At 70.6% G+C, this 18,395-nt stretch carries 18 protein-coding genes and 1 tRNA gene; 9 read left to right on the top strand and 10 right to left on the bottom strand.

The features are described from left to right. The first annotated feature begins 27 nt into the window (after nt 1-27). The 4 genes from ACQP0U_RS05895 to ACQP0U_RS05880 all read left to right on the top strand — a co-directional run bounded on the left by ACQP0U_RS05895 (nt 28) and on the right by ACQP0U_RS05880 (nt 3,872). On the top strand, nt 28-552 hold the full coding sequence (locus ACQP0U_RS05895; protein WP_433316463.1) for a MauE/DoxX family redox-associated membrane protein: 525 nt from the start codon (nt 28-30) through the stop codon (nt 550-552). Further along, on the top strand, nt 545-1,261 hold the full coding sequence (locus tag ACQP0U_RS05890) for a DsbA family protein (protein ID WP_433316461.1): 717 nt from the start codon (nt 545-547) through the stop codon (nt 1,259-1,261). The genes ACQP0U_RS05895 and ACQP0U_RS05890 overlap by 8 nt, the downstream gene beginning before the upstream one ends. Beyond that, nucleotides 1,258-2,352 (top strand): hypothetical protein, encoded by a 1,095-nt coding sequence (locus tag ACQP0U_RS05885; protein WP_433316459.1) that lies wholly within the window; start codon nt 1,258-1,260, stop codon nt 2,350-2,352. The genes ACQP0U_RS05890 and ACQP0U_RS05885 overlap by 4 nt, the downstream gene beginning before the upstream one ends. A gap of 401 nt (nt 2,353-2,753) precedes the next feature. Continuing rightward, on the top strand, nt 2,754-3,872 hold the full coding sequence (locus ACQP0U_RS05880; RefSeq protein ID WP_433316457.1) for a hypothetical protein: 1,119 nt from the start codon (nt 2,754-2,756) through the stop codon (nt 3,870-3,872). A 75-nt stretch (nt 3,873-3,947) separates the two neighbouring features. Here ACQP0U_RS05880 and ACQP0U_RS05875 read toward each other — a convergent pair whose 3' ends face one another. Genes ACQP0U_RS05875 through ACQP0U_RS05860 form a run of 4 tightly spaced genes read right to left on the bottom strand, consistent with a single transcriptional unit; the run spans nt 3,948 to nt 6,629 of the window. After that, nucleotides 3,948-4,706, bottom strand: coding sequence for an energy-coupling factor ABC transporter ATP-binding protein (locus ACQP0U_RS05875; protein ID WP_433316455.1), 759 nt, complete (start codon nt 4,704-4,706; stop codon nt 3,948-3,950). Further along, the gene (gene cbiQ / locus ACQP0U_RS05870; protein ID WP_433316452.1) at nt 4,703-5,473 is read right to left on the bottom strand and encodes a cobalt ECF transporter T component CbiQ; all 771 of its coding nucleotides are present in this window, start codon (nt 5,471-5,473) and stop codon (nt 4,703-4,705) included. Before cbiQ ends, ACQP0U_RS05875 begins: the two co-directional genes overlap by 4 nt. Before the next feature lie 14 nt (nt 5,474-5,487). Beyond that, a complete protein-coding gene (locus tag ACQP0U_RS05865) occupies nt 5,488-5,916 on the bottom strand; it encodes a PDGLE domain-containing protein (RefSeq protein ID WP_433316450.1) in 429 nt (142 codons plus the stop codon). Continuing rightward, on the bottom strand, nt 5,913-6,629 hold the full coding sequence (locus tag ACQP0U_RS05860) for an energy-coupling factor ABC transporter permease (protein WP_112582195.1): 717 nt from the start codon (nt 6,627-6,629) through the stop codon (nt 5,913-5,915). Before ACQP0U_RS05860 ends, ACQP0U_RS05865 begins: the two co-directional genes overlap by 4 nt. Before the next feature lie 183 nt (nt 6,630-6,812). Between ACQP0U_RS05860 and bcp the strand changes: the two genes are divergently transcribed. The 3 genes from bcp to ACQP0U_RS05845 all read left to right on the top strand — a co-directional run bounded on the left by bcp (nt 6,813) and on the right by ACQP0U_RS05845 (nt 8,044). After that, nucleotides 6,813-7,289 (top strand): thioredoxin-dependent thiol peroxidase, encoded by a 477-nt coding sequence (gene bcp, locus ACQP0U_RS05855; protein WP_433316448.1) that lies wholly within the window; start codon nt 6,813-6,815, stop codon nt 7,287-7,289. A gap of 36 nt (nt 7,290-7,325) precedes the next feature. After that, nucleotides 7,326-7,408: transfer RNA gene (locus tag ACQP0U_RS05850), tRNA-Leu, on the top strand. A gap of 108 nt (nt 7,409-7,516) precedes the next feature. Next, on the top strand, nt 7,517-8,044 hold the full coding sequence (locus ACQP0U_RS05845) for an N-acetyltransferase family protein (protein ID WP_433316447.1): 528 nt from the start codon (nt 7,517-7,519) through the stop codon (nt 8,042-8,044). A 4-nt stretch (nt 8,045-8,048) separates the two neighbouring features. On the opposite strand, the gene ACQP0U_RS05840 is transcribed toward ACQP0U_RS05845, so the two are convergent. The 3 genes from ACQP0U_RS05840 to ACQP0U_RS05830 form a co-directional block, all read right to left on the bottom strand. Next, complete coding sequence (locus ACQP0U_RS05840; RefSeq protein ID WP_433316445.1) at nt 8,049-9,038, bottom strand: expansin EXLX1 family cellulose-binding protein; 990 nt, start codon at nt 9,036-9,038, stop codon at nt 8,049-8,051. Between the two features lie 112 nt (nt 9,039-9,150). Continuing rightward, the gene (locus tag ACQP0U_RS05835; protein ID WP_433316443.1) at nt 9,151-9,969 is read right to left on the bottom strand and encodes an MOSC domain-containing protein; all 819 of its coding nucleotides are present in this window, start codon (nt 9,967-9,969) and stop codon (nt 9,151-9,153) included. A 4-nt stretch (nt 9,970-9,973) separates the two neighbouring features. Continuing rightward, a complete protein-coding gene (locus ACQP0U_RS05830; protein WP_433316441.1) occupies nt 9,974-10,807 on the bottom strand; it encodes a class I SAM-dependent methyltransferase in 834 nt (277 codons plus the stop codon). A gap of 140 nt (nt 10,808-10,947) precedes the next feature. Here ACQP0U_RS05830 and ACQP0U_RS05825 point away from each other — a divergent pair, with 140 nt between their 5' ends. Further along, nucleotides 10,948-12,027: an LCP family protein gene (locus tag ACQP0U_RS05825; RefSeq protein ID WP_433316439.1), complete on the top strand. Its 1,080-nt coding sequence runs from the start codon at nt 10,948-10,950 to the stop codon at nt 12,025-12,027. A gap of 121 nt (nt 12,028-12,148) precedes the next feature. On the opposite strand, the gene ACQP0U_RS05820 is transcribed toward ACQP0U_RS05825, so the two are convergent. From ACQP0U_RS05820 to ACQP0U_RS05810, 3 genes are all read right to left on the bottom strand, one after another. Further along, the gene (locus ACQP0U_RS05820) at nt 12,149-13,606 is read right to left on the bottom strand and encodes a sugar transferase (RefSeq protein WP_433320638.1); all 1,458 of its coding nucleotides are present in this window, start codon (nt 13,604-13,606) and stop codon (nt 12,149-12,151) included. Nucleotides 13,607-13,962: 356 nt separating this feature from the next. Further along, on the bottom strand, nt 13,963-14,916 hold the full coding sequence (locus ACQP0U_RS05815; protein ID WP_433316437.1) for a glycosyltransferase family 2 protein: 954 nt from the start codon (nt 14,914-14,916) through the stop codon (nt 13,963-13,965). 506 nt (nt 14,917-15,422) lie between these two features. Continuing rightward, nucleotides 15,423-17,378 carry a trypsin-like peptidase domain-containing protein gene (locus tag ACQP0U_RS05810; protein ID WP_433316436.1) on the bottom strand — a complete coding sequence of 652 codons (1,956 nt, stop codon included), beginning with the start codon at nt 17,376-17,378 and terminating at the stop codon, nt 15,423-15,425. 148 nt (nt 17,379-17,526) lie between these two features. Here ACQP0U_RS05810 and ACQP0U_RS05805 point away from each other — a divergent pair, with 148 nt between their 5' ends. Beyond that, nucleotides 17,527-18,378: a MurR/RpiR family transcriptional regulator gene (locus ACQP0U_RS05805; protein ID WP_433316434.1), complete on the top strand. Its 852-nt coding sequence runs from the start codon at nt 17,527-17,529 to the stop codon at nt 18,376-18,378. Nucleotides 18,379-18,395: the final 17 nt, after the last annotated feature.

Raw genomic sequence — 18,395 nt, 5'->3', positions numbered from 1 at the left:
GAACTTCCGGCGCCGACGGGACGACAAATGAGCGTGACTGCACCTTCCACCAGCGGCGGCCGTTGGCCCCTGGTCCGCCCCTGGCTCGGCATCGCGGCCCGACTCGGCCTCGCCGCCGTCTGGCTGGTCGCCGGCGCGTCGAAGGTCACTGATCTCGCCGCCTCCGGGCGGGCGGTCAACGCGTACCAGGTGCTGCCGTACGACGTGGCTACCGTGATCGGCGCGGCCCTGCCCTTCGTCGAGCTGGCGTTGGGCGTACTGCTGCTGCTCGGGTTGGCCACCCGGCTCGTCGCCGGGGTCTCCGCGGCGCTGCTGGTGGTCTTCATCGTGGGGATCGCCTCGGCCTGGGCGCGGGGGCTGGCCATCGACTGCGGCTGCTTCGGTAGCGGCGGTCAACTGGCGGCGGGGCAGGCACCCAGTTACCTCCCGGAGATCCTCCGGGACCTGGGATTCTTGATTCTGGCCGGATTTCTGCTGATCTGGCCGCGTACGCCGGTATCGGTGGACGGGTGGTTGTCCGGCGAACCCGCTGTGGAGGACGAGGATGAGTAGTCGCAAGGGGCAGCGGGACGCCGCCCGGGTGGTCCGCGAGCAGTTGGCCCGCGAGCGGCGCCGCCGCCGCACGATCTGGGTCTCCGTCGCCGCCGTCCTCGTCCTGGTCATCGCCGGTGTCGTCGGCTGGGCCGTCTGGTCCGGCCAGCGCTCGGACAGCTTCACCGCCCCGCCCGGCGCCAACGACGCCGGCACCGGCATCGTCACCGGCGGCGGCCCGGTCACCGTCGACGTCTACGAGGACTTCCTCTGCCCGGCCTGCAAGCAGTTCGAGCAGACCAGCGGGTCGACGCTCGAACAGTTGGTGGCCGAGAACAAGGCGAAGGTCGTCTACCACCCGGTCGCGTACCTCAACCGTTTCTCCACCACCGAGTACTCCACCCGCTCCTCGGCCGCCTCCGGCTGCGCCGCTGCGGGCGGCAAGTACCACGAGTACGCCAAGGCGCTCTTCGCCCAGCAGCCGGCGGAGGGCAGCGCCGGGCTCACCGACGACAAGCTGATCGACATCGGCACCAGTGTGGGCCTCGACCGGGGCTCCTTCGGCGGCTGCGTGAAGGACCAGACGTACCGGACCTGGACCGAACACGTCACCGACGACGCCAGCCGGAGCAACGTCACCGGCACGCCGACCGTCAAGGTCAACGGTCAAGCCGTCGAGAACCCCACCCCGGACGCTCTCACCGCAGCCGTGGCGGCGGCCGGCAAGTGATCCGTACCCTGCTCGGCCGCGCCGGCCTGGTCGCCGCCGCAGCCGGCCTGGTGACAGTGATCAGCGCGACGCCCGCCGCCGCGCACGGCGCGGACGCACCGGACGGCACCGACTACCGCACCCGGACCACCGGGGTCGCGCCGGCGCGGCCAGGGCTGGAGGTACGCGTCATCGAGGCGGGTGCCCGACTGGAGCTGACCAACCGCACCGGCCGCGCCATCGAGGTCATCGGCTACTCCGGAGAGCCGTACCTGCGCGTCGGCCCGGACGGGGTCTTCGAGAACAGCCACTCCCCCGCCACGTACCTGAACCGCACCCTCACCGGGGACACCGCGCTCCCGGCCGAGGCGGACCCGGCCGCCGCACCGTCCTGGCGGCGGATCGCCGACGGCACCACGGCCCGCTGGCACGACCAGCGGGCGCTGTGGCAGGAGTCGGCACCACCGGCTTCGGTACGCGCCGCACCGGACCGTGAGCACCGGGTCCGGGACTGGACCATCCCGCTGCGCGACGGCACCGACCCGGTGGTGATCGGCGGCACGCTGGACTGGGTGCCGCCGCCGGACGCGTACACCTGGTGGGCGGTGACCATCGTGGGGCTGCTCGCGGTGGGCGCGCTCGGCCTGCTCGCCGCCACCGCCCCGGCCGGCGCCCGCGCGCTGTCCGCGCTGGGCGTGCTGCTGATCGTCGGCGGCGCGCTGGCCGTCGGGTACCCGGTGGGACGCGAACTGGACGCCGGCGCCCAGGGCGTGGGCGGAGTACTGGTCGGGCTGCTCTCCGGGCAGATCTGGTCCCTGCTCACCGGCCTCGGCGCGATCGCCGCCGGTTGGTACGCGCTGAGCCGCCGCCCGGCGGCCGACTTCGTGATCGCGCTGGCCGGGGCCTGCCTGGCACTCTTCGCCGGCGTGGCGAACGCCGCCGTGTTCGCCCGCGCCATCGCCCCGGTGCCCTGGTCGCCCGAGGTCGCCCGCGTCACGGTGGCGTTGATCCTGATCATCGGCACCGGCGCGACAGCCGCCGGCATCCTGCGCCTACACGCCGCCTCCCGCACCACCCCAGCCCCCGCCACCCCCGCCGTCCCAACCTCCTGACACCCCGCACCTCGCGATCGCGCGTTTCGGGAAAGTGCCGCTACTCGTGGGTTCCTGCCAGGTTGAGCGCGGCCCGGACGTCCGCCTGGGTGAGCCTTCAGCGGGCGAGCGTGCGCGTGTTCAGCCGGCAAGGACCGGCGATCGTGGACCGGCCGGCGTGCGACTGCCACGCCCGCCGCCCTGGCGCCGTCGAGCAGCCCGTCCAGGCGCGCCAATTCCTCGTTGCGGCCGGTGGCGGTGGACGGCGTTCGCCGGTGTTCGCTGATGTTCGCCGATGGACGGAGTACCGGGCCTTCGAACGGTCAGCCGGGCCACAATGCCGGCGGCGATCGATTCTTTTGGAGGTATCGATGAAAAACTCCCCGGCAAGTTGGCTCGCACGCGTGAGCATCGGGCTACTCATGGCCGCAGGCACAGCCTTCGCGGTGAGCCCGGAGACCGCGGCGGCGGCACCTGGAAAGGTGACCCTGGCCCCTGGGTGCACCGCGTCGGGGGCTCCGGACGGGACCGTGGGCTGCCTCCGGCTCGGGGTGAGCCCGCCCGCCTCCGCCCGTACGACCGTCGCGCCCGCCGCAGCGCCGACGGGGTGCGGCAACGGCGCGTGGGCCAACATGTCCCGCTTCGTGATGTGCAAGGCGACCGGTGGCGTCTACCAGGTGATTCTGGCGGAGGGCGGCACCGTCGTGGGCGAAATCTACTTCAACTACTTCAGCATGGTGACGCTGTCAGCCAGAGAACTGCGGTGGACGCAGTCCTTCGAATACTCCCCGACCTACGCCTGGGGTGCGCTCGGCACGCCGACGCTCTGGTCCGTACCCGACTGCATGTTCTACTGCACCCTCGTGGGTGGCAACCCGCCGACCGGCAGCCCGCTCAACAACCTCGCCGGTTCGGCGACCTTCACCTCGACGCGCTTGCCCGGTCAGGTCTGGGGTGCGAGCTCGGATTGGGGATTCTGGATCGTCAACCCGGCGACGATCAACCAGGTGACCCCGACACTGTGGGCCAACTACCCGGGCCACCGCTGCGACGACGTGCTTCCGGGTGGCACCACAGGCTGCGCCAACCAGGACTTCGTCCCAACCCTCGAGATCCCCGAGAGCCGCTACCCCATGTACGCCCGCCACGTCAGACATGCCATCAGCACCGCCAACCTGCCGTCGCTGCTCACCCGAACGACCGACAGCGCCCTGCGCGACGCCAACCGGCGAATCGCCTGCCCCGAGGGCTCGAGCTACCCGCGCCCGGCCGGCTACAGCTGCGACGAGTATCCCTTCGCCGCCACCACCCAGGGTGCCGCCGCGAATCCCGCCGGGTTCACCTTCAACTTCGACACCAAACGGTTGGGAAGGCTCATCTGCCAGGTGCCCTGGCTGACCGAACACCGCAGCACCACCAATCGTGGCTACAGCGCGTGCATGATCCCCGCGGCGGAGAACAGCCTTGGCGGCTCCGACCTACAGTCGTTCTTCCTCGACAACCGGGTCATCGACCGGGACAACTTCCAGGTACGCGCCTGATCGAGCAGCGACAGGCCCACACGCCCACACCTCGAGCAGAAGTAGTGCAAGGCCGCGCGGGGTGGGGCGGGTGGGTCAGGGGTTCGGGGTGAAGCCGTGGGGAAGTTCCAGGCGGTGTTTTGCCAGCAGGGGGGCGTCGTTGAGCAGGGTGCGGGTGGGGGCGTCGGCGACGATCCGGCCGCTGTCCAGGATCACCGAGCGCTCGCACAGCTCCGCCGCGTACGGCAGGTCGTGCGTGACCATCAGCAGCGTCACCGGCAGGCCGCGCAGGATCTCGGCGAGTTCACGACGGGCCGCCGGGTCCAGGTTCGACGACGGCTCGTCGAGCACCAGGATCTCCGGGTGCATGGCGAGCACTGTTGCCACCGCCACCCGTCGACGCTGCCCGAACGACAGGTGCTGCGGGGCCCGGTCCCGGTGCTCGCCCATCCCCACCGCGGCGAGCGCCTCGTCCACCCGGGCGGCCAGCTCGGCCCCGCGCAGACCCAGGTTCGCCGGCCCGAACGCCACGTCCTCCGCAACCGTGGGCAGGAACAACTGGTCGTCCGGGTCCTGGAAGACGATGCCCACCCGGCGACGTACCTCGGCCAGGGTGGCGCGATCCGGGGTGACCGTCAGCCCGCCGACGCTCACGCTGCCCTCGGTCGGGGTGAGGATGCCGTTGAGGTGCAGCACCAGCGTGGTCTTGCCGGCGCCGTTGGGCCCGAGCAGCGCCACCCGGTCGCCACGCGGCACGTTCAGGTCAACCCCCTGCAGGGCGACGTGCCCGTCCGGGTACGCGTAGCGAACGCCCCGAACGTCCAGCGAGACAGCGGTCTGCACGACACCGATCATGACAGCACGACGGCGGTGGCGGCGATGGAGGCCGCCAACACCGGCACTGTCGCCGCGACCAGCCACTGACCGGCGCTCGCCGCACCCTCGCCCTGCCACACGGCGGGCATCCGCCCGGTGTAACCCCGGGACAGCATCGCCAGATAGACCCGCTCGCCGCGCTCGAAGGCGCGCAGGAACAACGCCCCGATCCCGGCGGCGAAGCCGCGCAGCTGCCACAGGAAGCGCGGGTCGTCGCCCCGGGAGATCCGGGCCACCCGCATCCGCCGCGCCTCGCCGACCAGCACGTCGAGGTAGCGCAGCATGAACGTGGCGATCTGGGTGAGCACCTGCGGGCAGTGCAGCCGGTCCAGCCCCACGATCAGGTCCCGGGTGGTGGTGGTCGCGGCGAGCAGCAGTGAGGCGAGCACCCCCAGGGTGCCCTTGGCCACGATGTTCCACGCGCCGTGCAGACCGTCCTCGGAGAGGCGCAGACCCAGCACCTCGACCCGGTGGCCGCTGCCGAGGAACGGCAGGGCGACGGCGAACAGCACGAACGGCAGCTCGATCAACGCGCGGCTGAGCAACCACCGTGGTCCCACCCGCGCCAGCGCCGCCACCACCGCCACCAGCACTGCGTACGCGCCGAAGGCCCAGAACGCCTCGCGCGGGGTGGCCACCACGGCGATGGTGAAGACCACCATCGCCACGATCTTGACCTCGGGCGGGAGCCGGTGCACCGGCGAGTCCGACTCGCGGTACAGCACGTGCCCGTGACCGGCCCCCATTCGCGTACCCCTGCTCAGCCGGCCGTGCCGGCGCGCGACGCCGCCGTGGCACCCTCGGCGGGCATGGCACCTTCGGCGGGCGCGGCCGCGTCACCCTCGGTCGGCGTGCTGCCCCGACGGCGCAGCAGCCAGAACCCGCCGGCCCCGATCGCGAAGGTGACAAGCACCCCGAGCACCCCGGAGAGGCCGGTGGAGACGAAGCTGTTCTGCACACCCCGCACGCCGTAGTCGGCGAGCGGGCTGTCGGCCAACTCGTGGTCGCGGGCCTGCTGAGCCGGGCAGCTTCCCCCGACGATGTTGTCGTCGGCGTCGACCGTGCAGCCCTTGAGCAGGGACGAGTCCAGCCCGTCCGGGTGGGACGAGGCGTAGTTGCTCACCACGCCGGCCAGCAGCAGGGCGACCAGCAGGCCGCCGGCCAGGAAGGCCCAGGATCGGTTCTTCATCGGACACCTCCGGCGACCGGGACGGCGGGGGCGGCGGGCGCGCGCAGGGAACGCAGCGCGTACACCAGGTCGGGGCGTACCTTCGCGACGGTGAGCACCGTGGTCGCGGTGATCAGGCCCTCACCGATGCCGATCAGCAGGTGGACGCCGGCCATCGTGCCGGCCAGGCCGCCCAGGTTGTTGCCCAGGTCGGTGGTGCCACCCAGCCAGTACTCCAGGACGAAGCCCTGCGACGCCACCACGACGCTGAGCGTCGCGGCGACGAACGCGGTCACCGCCAGACCGGCCCGGGTGCGGGGCAGCACCCGCAGCAGCAACGCGATCAGGGCGTACGCCGCGGCGGTGCCGAGCAGCGCCATGTTCGTGATGTTGAGGCCGAGCATCGCCACGCCGCCGTCACCGAAGATCAGCGCCTGTACGACGAGCACCACTGCCACGCAGAGCGCGCCGACCCAGGGGCCGACGAGCATGGCGGCGAGCGCGCCACCGAGCAGGTGGCCGCTGACACCGGCCGTGAAGATCGGGAAGTTGAGCATCTGGACGGCGAAGATGAACGCCGCCACCAGGCCGGCCATCGGGGCCAGCCGGTCGTCCAGGTCGCGCCGGCCGCGCAGTACGCAGGCGGTGAGCGCGGCAAGGGCGAGCGCAGCGAAGATCGCCGCCACGGGACCGTCGATGATCCCGTTCGAGATGTGCATCGCCAGTGTCTCCACGCGACCTCCCACGCGTCAGCGGGCCCGACCGGGCCAGCGTGGGTCAGCCTATTTCCCAAGCCTCGTTGTTGCCAGACTCTGGCAACAACGCATGGCCTTGATCACCTTTCCAGGTCACGCGTCCCACACGCCGGCGCGCCTCGTCGGCCGCGGCGCTCGCCGGCACGGCGGTAGGGTCGGGCCATGACCGCGCCCGACCGTCTCTCCCCCGGTGACCCCGCGCCCGAGTTCACCCTCGGCACCGACACCGGCGACCAGCTCTCCCTCGCCGACCTACGAGGCCGCAAGGTCGTCCTGTACGCCTACCCCGCCGCGATGACCCCCGGCTGCACCAAGCAGGCCTGCGACTTCCGCGACTCGCTCGCCTCGCTCCAGGCCGCCGGCTACGAGGTCGTCGGCATCTCCCCGGACAAGCCGGAGAAACTGGCGAAGTTCCGCGAGCGCGACGCCATCACCTTCCCGCTGGTGTCGGACCCGGACAGGGCGGTGTTGATCGCCTACGGCGCGTACGGCGAGAAGCAGCTGTACGGCAAGACCGTCACCGGCGTGATCCGCTCGACGTTCGTGATCGACGCCGACGGCAAGGTCGAGCGGGCGCTCTACAACGTCAAGGCCACCGGGCACGTCGCCAAGCTCCGCCGCGACCTCGGCCTGGACTGACCTGTCGCGGCAGGAGGCTCTAGACTCAGCGGGTTGGCGGGAGTGGCGTAACGGCAGCCGCGATAGGTTTAGGTCCTATTGTCCGAAAGGGCGTAGGGGTTCGAATCCCCTCTCCCGCACAGGTCAACACACACCGCGTGCCGGCGCGCGGTGGTCGGGCTCGCGCCGTTGTCGGGCGCGTCACTGTCACGGGTCGCCGGCCTGGTCGGCGGGTCAGGATGTCCAGCGTGAGTTTGCGCTTCGTCCTCGACCCCGACCTGACCCCGCAGCTACGCGCCGAGATCGTCGACCTCTGGGTGGACGTCAGCAACGCCGGCGGCGCGGTCGGCTTCGTGCCACCGGTGACCGCCGCCGACGTGCACGTCACCGCCGGTCCCACCTTCGCCGGCATCGCCGACGGACCGGACCGGCTGCTTGTCGGCTACTCCGGGGATCGACTGGCAGCTATGTTGATCTTCGGTGACAACCGTTTCCCGCTCAAGGCGCACTGGTGTGTGGTGAAGCGGGTGATGGTCCACCCGGACACCCAGGGCACCGGCTACGGCTCGGCGCTGATGGTGGAGGCCGCCCGGCTGGGCAGAGCGTTCGGCCACGAGGCGCTGCACGTCACGGTGCGCGACGGGCTGGGGTTGGACAAGTTCTACGGCCGCCTCGGGTACCGGGAGATCGGCCGGCTGCCGGGCGCGTTGCGGGTGGCAGCCGGTGACGACCGGGACGAGGTTCTGATGTGGCTCGACCTGACGGACGCCGACTGAGCGGTCAGCCCGCGCACCACCGGGCGTTCGCCCGGGCCGAGCTGGTGGTCGGCGGGTCGGTGGCCGGCGCGCTGGTCCGTGCCACCTCGACCGGGCGACGAGCGGGCGTCGGCGTGACGGCGGGTCGGTTGCCCGGTGGCCGGGTCGACGCGGACGGACGCCGGTTGGCCGTCCCGGCACCAGTCAGGTACATCCGGACCGTGCTGTTCTGCACCTGGCCCGGCACCATCCGAATACCGCCGACGGTGACCCGGTTCCCGTACACGTCGCTGACGCGGAGGTTGAACGGGCCGGGCCCGGCACCGGAGGCGATCAGCCAGTAGTTGTAGTCCTGCCGGGCGGCCGACTGCCAGGGGCCGCTGTCACCCTGCCGGACCTCGACGGACCGCAGCGGGTTGCCGTGGTTGCCGACACGGACGGCGAACCACCACTGCGACGCGCCCTCCTTGATGCGGAAGGTGAGTGGTCCGGGCAGCGGAGGGTTGACCACCGCGCGGTAGGTGACCGGAACGAGGCCCTGGACCGGGTCGGCGATCCGGGCGAACGCCTCGCGGGACAGGTCGAGATGGCCGGGCTCGCACTCCGGGCACTGGTCCATGATGAGCACCCGGACGGTGCCCTTCGGGCCCACAACGTCGAGGAACCCGCCGCAGGCGGCACCGGCGGAGTACTCCGTCGGACCGAGCGCGACGTAGAGCCGGTTGGCCGGGGCAGCCGGGTTGGAGCAGTTACCGCCGGCGCCCTTGGAGTCGTAAAAGGTTGCCTTGCCGCTGTGTGTGGTGGTGCCGGTGGGCGGCGCGGCGGCGAGCGCTCGACCGGCGGCGCAGGCAGGCGTGGAGCCGGAGCGCAGGGTGAGGGTGAGCCCGAGCGCCGCCGCGAGGACTGTGACGCAGGTGGCGACCAGCCAGGGCTTCGCGCCGGACGACGGCGCCGGCCGGTCCGCTGGAGGGTGGTCCAGGTCGATGTTGATGTCGACAGCGCTTCCGTCCGTCACGACGGCGATGCTGCCGGACCCGGGCGCGTACCGACAAGCGGGCTAAGCCAAAGCTAAGACAGCATCGACGGACGGTGACCGCGGGGTGCCGATTGCCGGTCGGCGGCTGTGGTCAGGGCGCGATGACGATCGGGGCGTCCACCGCCAGGGGTCCACTGTCGAGGGGCACCAGGTTCAGTCCGAAGAGGAGTTTCTGCTTGATGTTGCGGTATCGCCCGAGGGTGCGCAGCGGCTCCTTGGTGCGTACCCCGGTCTCCTGGTCGGTGGTGGTCACCACGCAGCGGTCGCACGGCCCGGCGGCCCGGAACAGCCGCTCGCCGATGCGCAGCGACCGACCGACCCAGTCGTCCTCGGCCCAGGCCGGCGCACCATCGACCACCAGGTTGGGTCGGAACCGGGTCATCGGCACCGGTTCCTCGCCCGCCTCGGCCAGCCAGTCGTTGAGGGCGTCCAGGGACGCGGCGTTCGCCAGCAGCACCGGGTAGGCGTCGGCGAAGCTGACCCGGTCACCGGTGTCGTGCTCACGGGTCCCGGCGGCCAGGTGGCGGGTCGGCTGGGCCAGCCAGACCAGCCGGACCGGCCGGCCGAGCAGGGCGCCGAGCCAGTCGTCGGCCGCCTGGCCGGCCGGCAGCGCGGGGACCGGGAACGGGCGGCTGCGGAAGGTGCGCACCGCTACCGGTTCGCCGCCGGCCGGCTCCGGCACGTCGAGGTCGGGCTGCCCGTCGGCGCGCAGCGACAGGCCCCCGGGCCGCACCGTGGCGCGCAGGCCGACGAGCCGGGTCGTCTCCCGCTGGGTGACGCCGACGCCGCCGGCGTCCACGACCATCCAGCGCCGGTCGCCGGCCAGGCCCCACTGGTGCACGAACGCATCGTCGTGGTCGAGCCGGTGACAACCCTTGACGGGGTACGTGTGAATCGAGGTCAGCCGCACCCCGCTACCATGCCACGCCGATCCCGTCGCCCGGGTACCAGTGGTTGGCCGGGCTCTCCCGATAGGCGAGGAAACGCCGGCCGGTGCGTTCGGCGTGCTCGGCGAGCACGTTGGTGCTTGTGACGTTGTCGGTGAGCAGGATCGCGCCGGGGGCGAGCTTGGGCTCGACGGCGTCGAACTCACGCTTCTCGTGGGCACGACTGTGGTCGCTGTCGTGCAGGAACAGGTCGACCGGGCGGTCCAGCGCGCCGATCGAGGCGATCGAGTCGCCGATCACCAGGTCGACGACCTCCGACCAGGGCGCGACCTGGGCGAGGTAACCGGCCTCGGGGTTGATGTCCAGCGAGGTGACCCGACCCGGGTGCCCCTCCTGTGCGTTGCGCAGCAGGGCGGACGCGAGGACACAGGTGCCCAGTCCCTTGTCCACGCCGGTCTCCACCACGTGTGCGGGGTGGGTGGCCCGGACTATCGCGTACCAACCGACGCGTCGGGCGTAGCGGACCTTCTTGTCGGCGAGGCCACGGCGGGCCGCTGTGGCGGTGGCCTGCTCGATGTGGTGCCGCAGCACGTCGTCGGACTCGATCTCGGCGACGTAGCCACGGACCTGCTGGACCGGGATGTCGCAGACGACGCTGACGAACCAGGTCAGGTGGTGGCGGCTGAGTTTGGTCAGCTCGTACGTGTAGTTGTGATGTTCGCGTGAGGTGACCAGCCACCGGGCCGAGGCGCGCAGCACCTTGGCGTCGTGGCGGGCGACCCGGGCGAGCCGCTTGGGGAAGGCGGCGACGGGTGCGAGTGGGGTACGGGCGATGGCTCGGCGCAGCTGCGTGGCGTCCACCGAAGGTTCATACCATCAATGCGAGGGCACCGGCAGAGAGAAGTCGCGGATGGTCCGCCGCCCGATTCGGAACCCACGTCGCGCGATGGTGGCCGGACGAGGGTACGCGACAAGAAACCACGTTCAGTAGCATCGCGCCCATGCCACGTCGTGAACAAGCAGCGGAGCACTGGACGGAACCGAGTTACGGCGCCGCCGGCGGGCCACAACCGACCGAGGAAACCGACCCGGCCGCCGCGCCGCCGCGCCGCCGCCGCTGGCGCCGGATTCTCCTGTTCAGCCTGCTGATCCTGCTGGTGCTGGGCGGCAGCGGCATGGTTGCCGGCGGTCTCTACCTGCGATCGGTCGAGTCGGGTATCGAGCGGGTCGACGCCTTCGACGGCGTTCCCGAGCAGTCGCGCCCCCAGGCGACCGTTGACGGCGCCATGAACATCATGATTCTGGGCAGCGACTCACGCGACCCGGAGAAGACGAGCGGCTCGCGTACCGACACGATCATCCTGGCCCACCTGCCGAAGGACCGGAAGAGCGCCCAGCTGATCTCGATCCCCCGCGACACCTGGGTTTCGGTGCCGAAGTCGAAGGACGGCAACAACGGTGGCCGGGACGCCAAGGTGAACGCCGCGTACGCCTGGGGTGGGGTGCCCCTCATGGTGCAGACCGTGGAGAAGTTCACAGGCGTACGGGTGGACCACGTCACGTTGATCGACTTTGCCGGCTTCAAGGAGATCATCGACGCGCTGGGCGGCGTCGACATCAACTCGGAGAAGAGCTTCACCTCGATCCACGAGCCGTTCCGCACCTTCAAGCAGGGCGTGCAGCGGATGGATGGCGAGGCGGCCCTGGACTACTCCCGCCAGCGCAAGCAGTTCGCCGACGGTGACTTCGCCCGGATCCGCCACCAGCAGCAGGTGATCCGCGCCATCATCGACAAGGCCTCCTCGGGCGGCATCCTCACCAACCCCGGCAAGTTGAACAGTTTCCTCAAGGCCACCTCGAACTCGGTGTCGGTGGACAAGGAGCTGTCGCTGTTCGACATGGCGACGCAGATGCGCGGCGTTCGCGGCGGGAACATGACCTTCGTGACCAGCCCCACCAAGGGCACCGGCCGGGTCGGTTCGGAGAGTGTGGTGTTGGCCGACAACGCCCGCGTCAAGACGTTCTACGACGCGGTCCGTCGGGACTCGGTCGGCGAGATCGTCAGCCTCGGCAAGAAGTGACCCGGGGCCGGCACGGGGACCGGCCGGCATTCGAAACACCAGACGGGCGGCGGCCTCACGGCCGCCGCCCGTCGCTGTATGTCGGTGGCCCTACCGGGAACCACCGGGTGGATCGGATCGGTCAGTACGCCCCACGCCGGGCCAGCACCACGCTGGCCGTCTTCCAGAGGATGGCGAGGTCGTACACCAGCGACCAGTTGTCCACGTAGTGCAGGTCCAGCCGGACCGCGTCGTCCCAGGTGAGGTCGGAGCGGCCGGAGATCTGCCAGAGGCCGGTGATGCCCGGCCGCACCAGCAGCCGCCGACGGACGTCACCGCGGTAGTCGTCGTCCTCGGTGGGCAGCGGACGCGGGCCGACCAGCGACATCTGCCCGCGCAGCACGTTGATCAGCTGGGGCAGCTCGTCCAGGGAGAGCGCCCGCAGGTGCCTGCCGATCGGGGTGACCCGAGGGTCGTCCTTCATCTTGAAGAGCAGGCCGTCACTCTCGTTGCGATGCTGCAGGGCTGCCAGCCGCTGCTCGGCGTCGGTGTACATCGTCCGGAACTTCCAGACCTTGAACGCGCGACCCTCGTGGCCGATCCGGGTCTGTCGGAACATCACCGGCCCGGGGTCGTTGAACTTGATGGCCAGGGCGACGGCGAGCAGCACCGGGCTCAGCAGCACCAGCCCGACCAGCGCGGTCACGCGGTCCAACACGCTCTTGGCCAGCAGCGAGAGACCGGAGATGGTCGGCTCGTCCACATTGAGCAGGGGAAGGCCCTCGATGGGCCGGACGTGGATGCGGGGGCCGGTGACGTCGGTGACCTGGGGGACCACCACCAGGTCCAGGCCGGTGCCCTCCAACTGCCAGGCGAGCTTGCGAAGCTCGTACGACTCGAGGCTGGCCGGGCCGCAGACCGCGATGGTGTCCGCGCCGAGTTGCTGGACCAGCGGCACCAGGTCCCAGCCCACGTAGACCGGCACCGGAGCGTTCACCCGCTCGCCCGGGCGGGGGTGGTGGGGCAGGTGGATGGCGATCGGGTGCAGCCCGGCCCCGTAGTTGCGGGTCACCACCTCATGCACCGCGAGCGCGTCGGAGAGACGGCCGACCAGCAGCACCTTCTGCGATGCCCGCCCGGTACGCCGGATCCGCCGCAGCACCACGCGGGCGGCAAACCGAACCACCAGTGTGTAGAGCAGCAGGCAGATGATGATGGCGGCGACAGTTGCCCGGGACAGGTCCTTCTTGAAGCCGAGCGCCAGGAACGAGACCATGGCGGCCATCGCGAGGCTGGCTCGGGCGACCCGCTTGAGTTCTTCGGTGCCCAGCCCGAGCGCACGCTGGTCGTACGCGCCGGCCGCGACGAGCAGGATCAGCCAGCCCAGAGGGACGCCGACGAAGGCTGCGAGGCTGAAGGAGCTGACGTTGCCGAGCACCCGCTGGTCCCAGAAGCCGGCGTCGGCGTCGGCCAGGAGGGTGACGACCGTCCGGCTGGCGGCCAGGGCCGCCAGGACGTCGAGCAGGACCAGCCAGGCCACGTAGCGGCGGCGCCAGTTGGCCCGGGGCGCGACCGGACGCGCGAACACCGACCGGGCCATGCCGTTGGAGGGGGGCGTGATCACCCCCAGGTCGGGGTCGAAACTCGGTCTCCGCTGTGACGTGACAGCGGTGAGGAACTCAGTATGTGCGGACACGACCTTCCTTTCCCACATCGCCCCCGTCGGGAGATCGCGACGTGCACCCTATGCGTCGAAATGGCGTCCTGCCTAGTGGCGGTTCGGGTGCTCCTGCCATGGCCCGATCAGTTCTTCGACGCATCGCAAAGGCAGGAAACTCCTGCCCCGACGCGTCAGAACCCAGCTTTGGCCCAGAGCCTGGGCGCAGAAAAGGCCAAAGGTCGTGAGTGGATCGTGTTACTCGGCGAGCCGCTCAGCCGCGGGTCGCCGACGGTGAATCACCGCCCGGCGGCGGTGACCGCCCATTTGCCGATCTCGCTCACCGCACGCACCGCCACGATGCACAGCGCGAGGCCCGGAACGCGTGGGCGGACGTACCTCTTGATCATCTTGCGCCAGGCGAGGAGACCGGCGATGCGCCGCCGGCTGATGCTGCCACTGTGCCGCTGGAATCGAACGATCGGCTCGTCGAGTCGTTGCAGATGCACCCCGTTGCTGAGGGCGCGCAGGACCAGCTCGACATCCACTTTGATCGGCATCTGCTCGTCGTACCCACCGAGCTCGATCAGCAGCTGGCGGTCGATGGTCATGCCGGAGTGCTTGAAGGGCACCCGGGGCCGGGTCAGCACGGACCAGAGCATCCGACGGGCGTCCGGATAGGACGGAAGCCTGATCACCCTCGCCGAGTCGCCGACAATCTCCTCATAATCGGTGTAAACCCACCGAGCGCCCGTCTGAGCAAGGAACTCATGCAGCCTGGCCAGGCCGTCGGGCGCCAACTCGTCGTCCGAGTCGAGCACGGTGACCACCCTGCCGCGGGCAATGCGCAGGGCAGCGTTGCGCGCCGCGCTGATCCCCGTCGGCTTCTGCCGGACGACCCGGATCCGCCGGTCGGAGAGCAGGCCCTCAGCGGCCAGCCCGTCCCGCACGGGAACTGCCGAGCCGTCGTCGACCACGATGACCTCGAAGTCACTGAAGGTGCCGGCGAGCACACTCCGGATGGACTTCGCCAGGAGTTCGGGCCGGTCCCGAACGGCGATGCACACCGAGAAGGCGGGGGTCACCTGCTCCACTGCCCGCATCAGCGGGAGTGTCGGGGCGTCGACAGCCGGCATCGCCGCCACCGTCGGCCCGTCGATCATCGGCGGCCTAGTGCCCTGTTCGGACGGGAAGGTGTTGCCAGCGGAGTCATGCCGCAAGGAGGGGGGCGAGTACGCGGGGTGGTTCGTCACGGACGGAAGCCGCTTCGTACCCCACCGGAACTGCCTGGATCCTCCAAGAGATCGTCCCCGCCGGTCCACATGACACGACAATCCGAGACGCCCACCTTCGCCACCCCCATGAAAAGCCACCATTCGCAGCGATTTCAGCGACGCGTTCGCAGGACCGTTCCCTTGATCGACGACAATGAAGATCCATCGCGCAACAAGACGGAGTATAGCGATCGCCGCACCGGCACACCATCACCTGCCGGCACCCGGGATGTCGATCGAAAATCGCCGACCCAGCAAGCGGATTCGCTGACCACCGCCGGGATCGACACCAGGCGAGCACTATGCCGGAGCCGGGCAAATCCGAGTAGCACCGTCCGGTGGAATCGACTCAACCGAACATCTAATCTTTCCGTCGGCACGGATTGTTCGTTGTGGGTGAATGACCAATGAGGGCGGTCAGCAACAGGGGAATGTTGGCGTTAATATTCCGATGTGTCCGATCCGCGAAAATTGACGGACAGTAGTTACCGGTCGCGCCGACGGATGAGCAGCACGGCGAGGATGACGAGGGCGACGAGCAGCACCCCGGCGCATCCGACCAACACGAGTACGAGAGTGTCGGACTGCTCCCGCGACGCGTTTTCCAAACGCTGACGCTCGGCGGCGTTCTGCCGGTAGGCCTGCGCGAGCAGGTTGTCGGGCGCCGCGGCTGCCGCCTTCTCGAGCTGCGTGATGGCGACGGACGAGTCACCGCGGAAGTACGCGTCCAACCCGCTGCGGTAGACCTTGTCGGTGTCGCCGAGCGTGTTGGCGACCCCTGCCTCGCCCAGCAGCGCGCTGATCGTCGACGCCGGCAGGATCGCCCGGTTCGCGCGGTCCGGCGCAGCCTGGTCCTGGTAGACGAGGCCAGCGACCCGGCCGGCGGAATCGAGGGCGATGCCCCCGTGCGAGGCGGGCCCGAGGTCATTGTCGACGAGGTAGATCGAGACCGGCCCGCGCTGGCTCGTTCCGGTGATCGTCACCATCCTCGACTGGGGACGGTACGCGGCGTTGCGGAAGACGACGTCGGATGTCGCGTAGGCGAGGATGCGCACCTGGGCACCCTCTGCGAGGCTTGCCGACGGGTTGAGCTCCAGCGCCGGCAGATTGCCCCGGGCGAGCTTGATCAGGGCGGTGTTACCGCTGTCTTCGGGCAGGCTCTGGACGACCTCGGCCTTGATGGCCGGCTCCGCCACCGCGTTGCCCTTGGCCCTGTTGAGCTGACCGTAGACCGTACTCGTCGGCTCGGTGCCCGGCTCGACACCGGTGAAGCGCACCTTGCCGAGGTTGGCCGCGACATACGCCGAGATCTGCCCGGCGGGAAGTTGCTTCCCCTGCACGAGCATCCTGGCCAACGCGTCGACGGCGAGCCAACGGGCGTGCCCCTCGGCAGGCTTGACGCAGGATCCGTTGGTGACGGCGTGGCCGTCCGGAGTCAGCAGGAAGCCACTGCACCGACGGATGAAGGAGACGGGCTGAGGGTGCACCAGGGCGTTCGTCCTGGCGTCCCGGACATATCCGGTGAAGACCGCTTCGACGAAGACCAGCGATGGCGCGGCAACCGCGAGGGCCTTCTCCTCCGGGCTGTACAGGGAGGCCTGCGCCCACGGCTTCAACGCCGGCTCGATCGGGGCGACGGTGGACGACGCCGTGACGGAGGTGCCCGTCGGCGGAGCGTACGGATCGGGTTGATCGTTGCCGGCGATCGCCCAGATGCCCACGCCGCTGGCGGCGGCCACCACCAGCACGAGCGCGGCCAGCCCCACCCAGAGCCCGGTACGCCGCGGCGGTGGCTCCGACGGCTTGATGCGCCGGACCGGCGCGCGGAAGGGATCGTGGGGCGCCGGACTCGCCGGAGCGGCGGACACCGGTGCGGGCGACTGGGGTGCGTCCTCGCTGGGCGGCGGGATCGGGGCGGGCGGCACGGTGGGCAGCGCGCCGGAATGCAGCGCCCATGGCGCGATCGGTGCTCCGGAGGTCGGCTGCGGCGCACCGGAGACGGGCTGCGGCGGCGCGGAGACCGGATGCGGCGGGCTGGACACCGACTGCGGAGGCCCGGACGGCTGCCGCGGCACCCCGCTGACCGGCTCCGGGGAGTCGCCCTGCTTCGTCGAGCCAGCCTGCTCGGTCGGCACCGGGTGATATTCCTGCCCCAGCGCGCGGAACAACGTCTCGGCCCCCGGGCCCGCCTCGGCCGGGTAGGCCGCCCACGGCTCGCCGGCGAAGAAGTCGGCGTATGCGAAAGCGTGACCGCCCGGCCGTTGCGACAGGGCGTTGGCAGTCGCGGCGAAGGCTTCCCGCCAGCCGGATGTGTTCGCCACCACGGCGTCCAGCACGGCGACGGTCACAAACCTGCCCTGCTCGTCGATGGCAGCCCAGGCCTTGCCCACGGGGCAGGTGCCCAACATGTGGGTGAACCGGTACGGGCCAACCGACTGCATGCGCACTCCTCTGCTCGACCGCCGTGCGGATCCTACAGAGGGGACGCACGCCCGGTCGCCCGCCGGTCGGCCAACCAACGACTCAGCGGATCGTGTGGCCCGAGCCGAACTGTTGCCCTGTGAAAGTTTTCATGCATAGAGTCACTGCGTGAATGAAGGAGCTGTCGGGGTGTCGGTCGAGCAGGTCCTCGACCTGTTCGAGGGTGTGCGGCTCACCCCCACCCAGCGCCGGATCGCGCACTGTCTGGTGCAGCACGCCCCCACCGTCGCCTACCTGTCCGCCGCCGAGGTCGCCGAGCTGGCCGGGGTCAGCCAGCCGTCGGTCACCCGGTTCGCCGTCGCGCTCGGCCACGACGGCTACCCGGCGCTGCGCCGCCGTCTGCGCGACCTGACCACCGCGACGCCGGGCGGATCGACGGACGCCGGCAACGAGCTCCAGCAGGCGGTACGCGCCGAGATGGACAACCTGGATCGACTGGCCGGTCAGCTCGCCGACCGGGACCGGATCGCCGAGACCGGGCGGTTGCTCGCCGAGAGTCGCCCACTGCCGGTGCTCGGCCTGCGCGCCGCCGCGCCGCTGGCCGCGTACTTCGCCTACTTCGCGGCCAAGGTCCACCCGGACGTACGGGTCCTCGACGACGGCGGCAGCCTGCTCACCGACCGCCTGGAGCAGGCCGCCGAGGCCGGGGCCTCCGCCGTGCTCGCCTTCGTGCTGCCCCGCTACCCCCGGGAAACCCTGGACGCGCTGCGCGACGCCCGCCACGCCGGGATGACAGTGGTGGCGATCACCGACTCACCGGTCAGCCCGGCCACCGAGCACGCCGACGTGGTGCTCGCCGCCGCGGTCGGCGCGCAGCTCGTCTTCGACCTGCACACCGCCCCGATGACCCTGGCCATGGTGCTGTTGCAGGCGATCTGCGACGCCGCGCCGGCCGACACCCAGCGCCGACTGGAGGCGTTCGAAGCCTCCGCGGCCCGCCGACAGTTGTTCCTCGGTTGACCGGAGGAGAACCAGAG

It is taken from the genome of Micromonospora sp. CA-269861, from assembly GCF_050948505.1.
Taxonomy (GTDB): Bacteria; Actinomycetota; Actinomycetes; order Mycobacteriales; family Micromonosporaceae; genus Micromonospora.
Note: the sequence above shows the minus strand (reverse complement) of the source record. Positions and strands in the feature narration are given on the sequence as shown.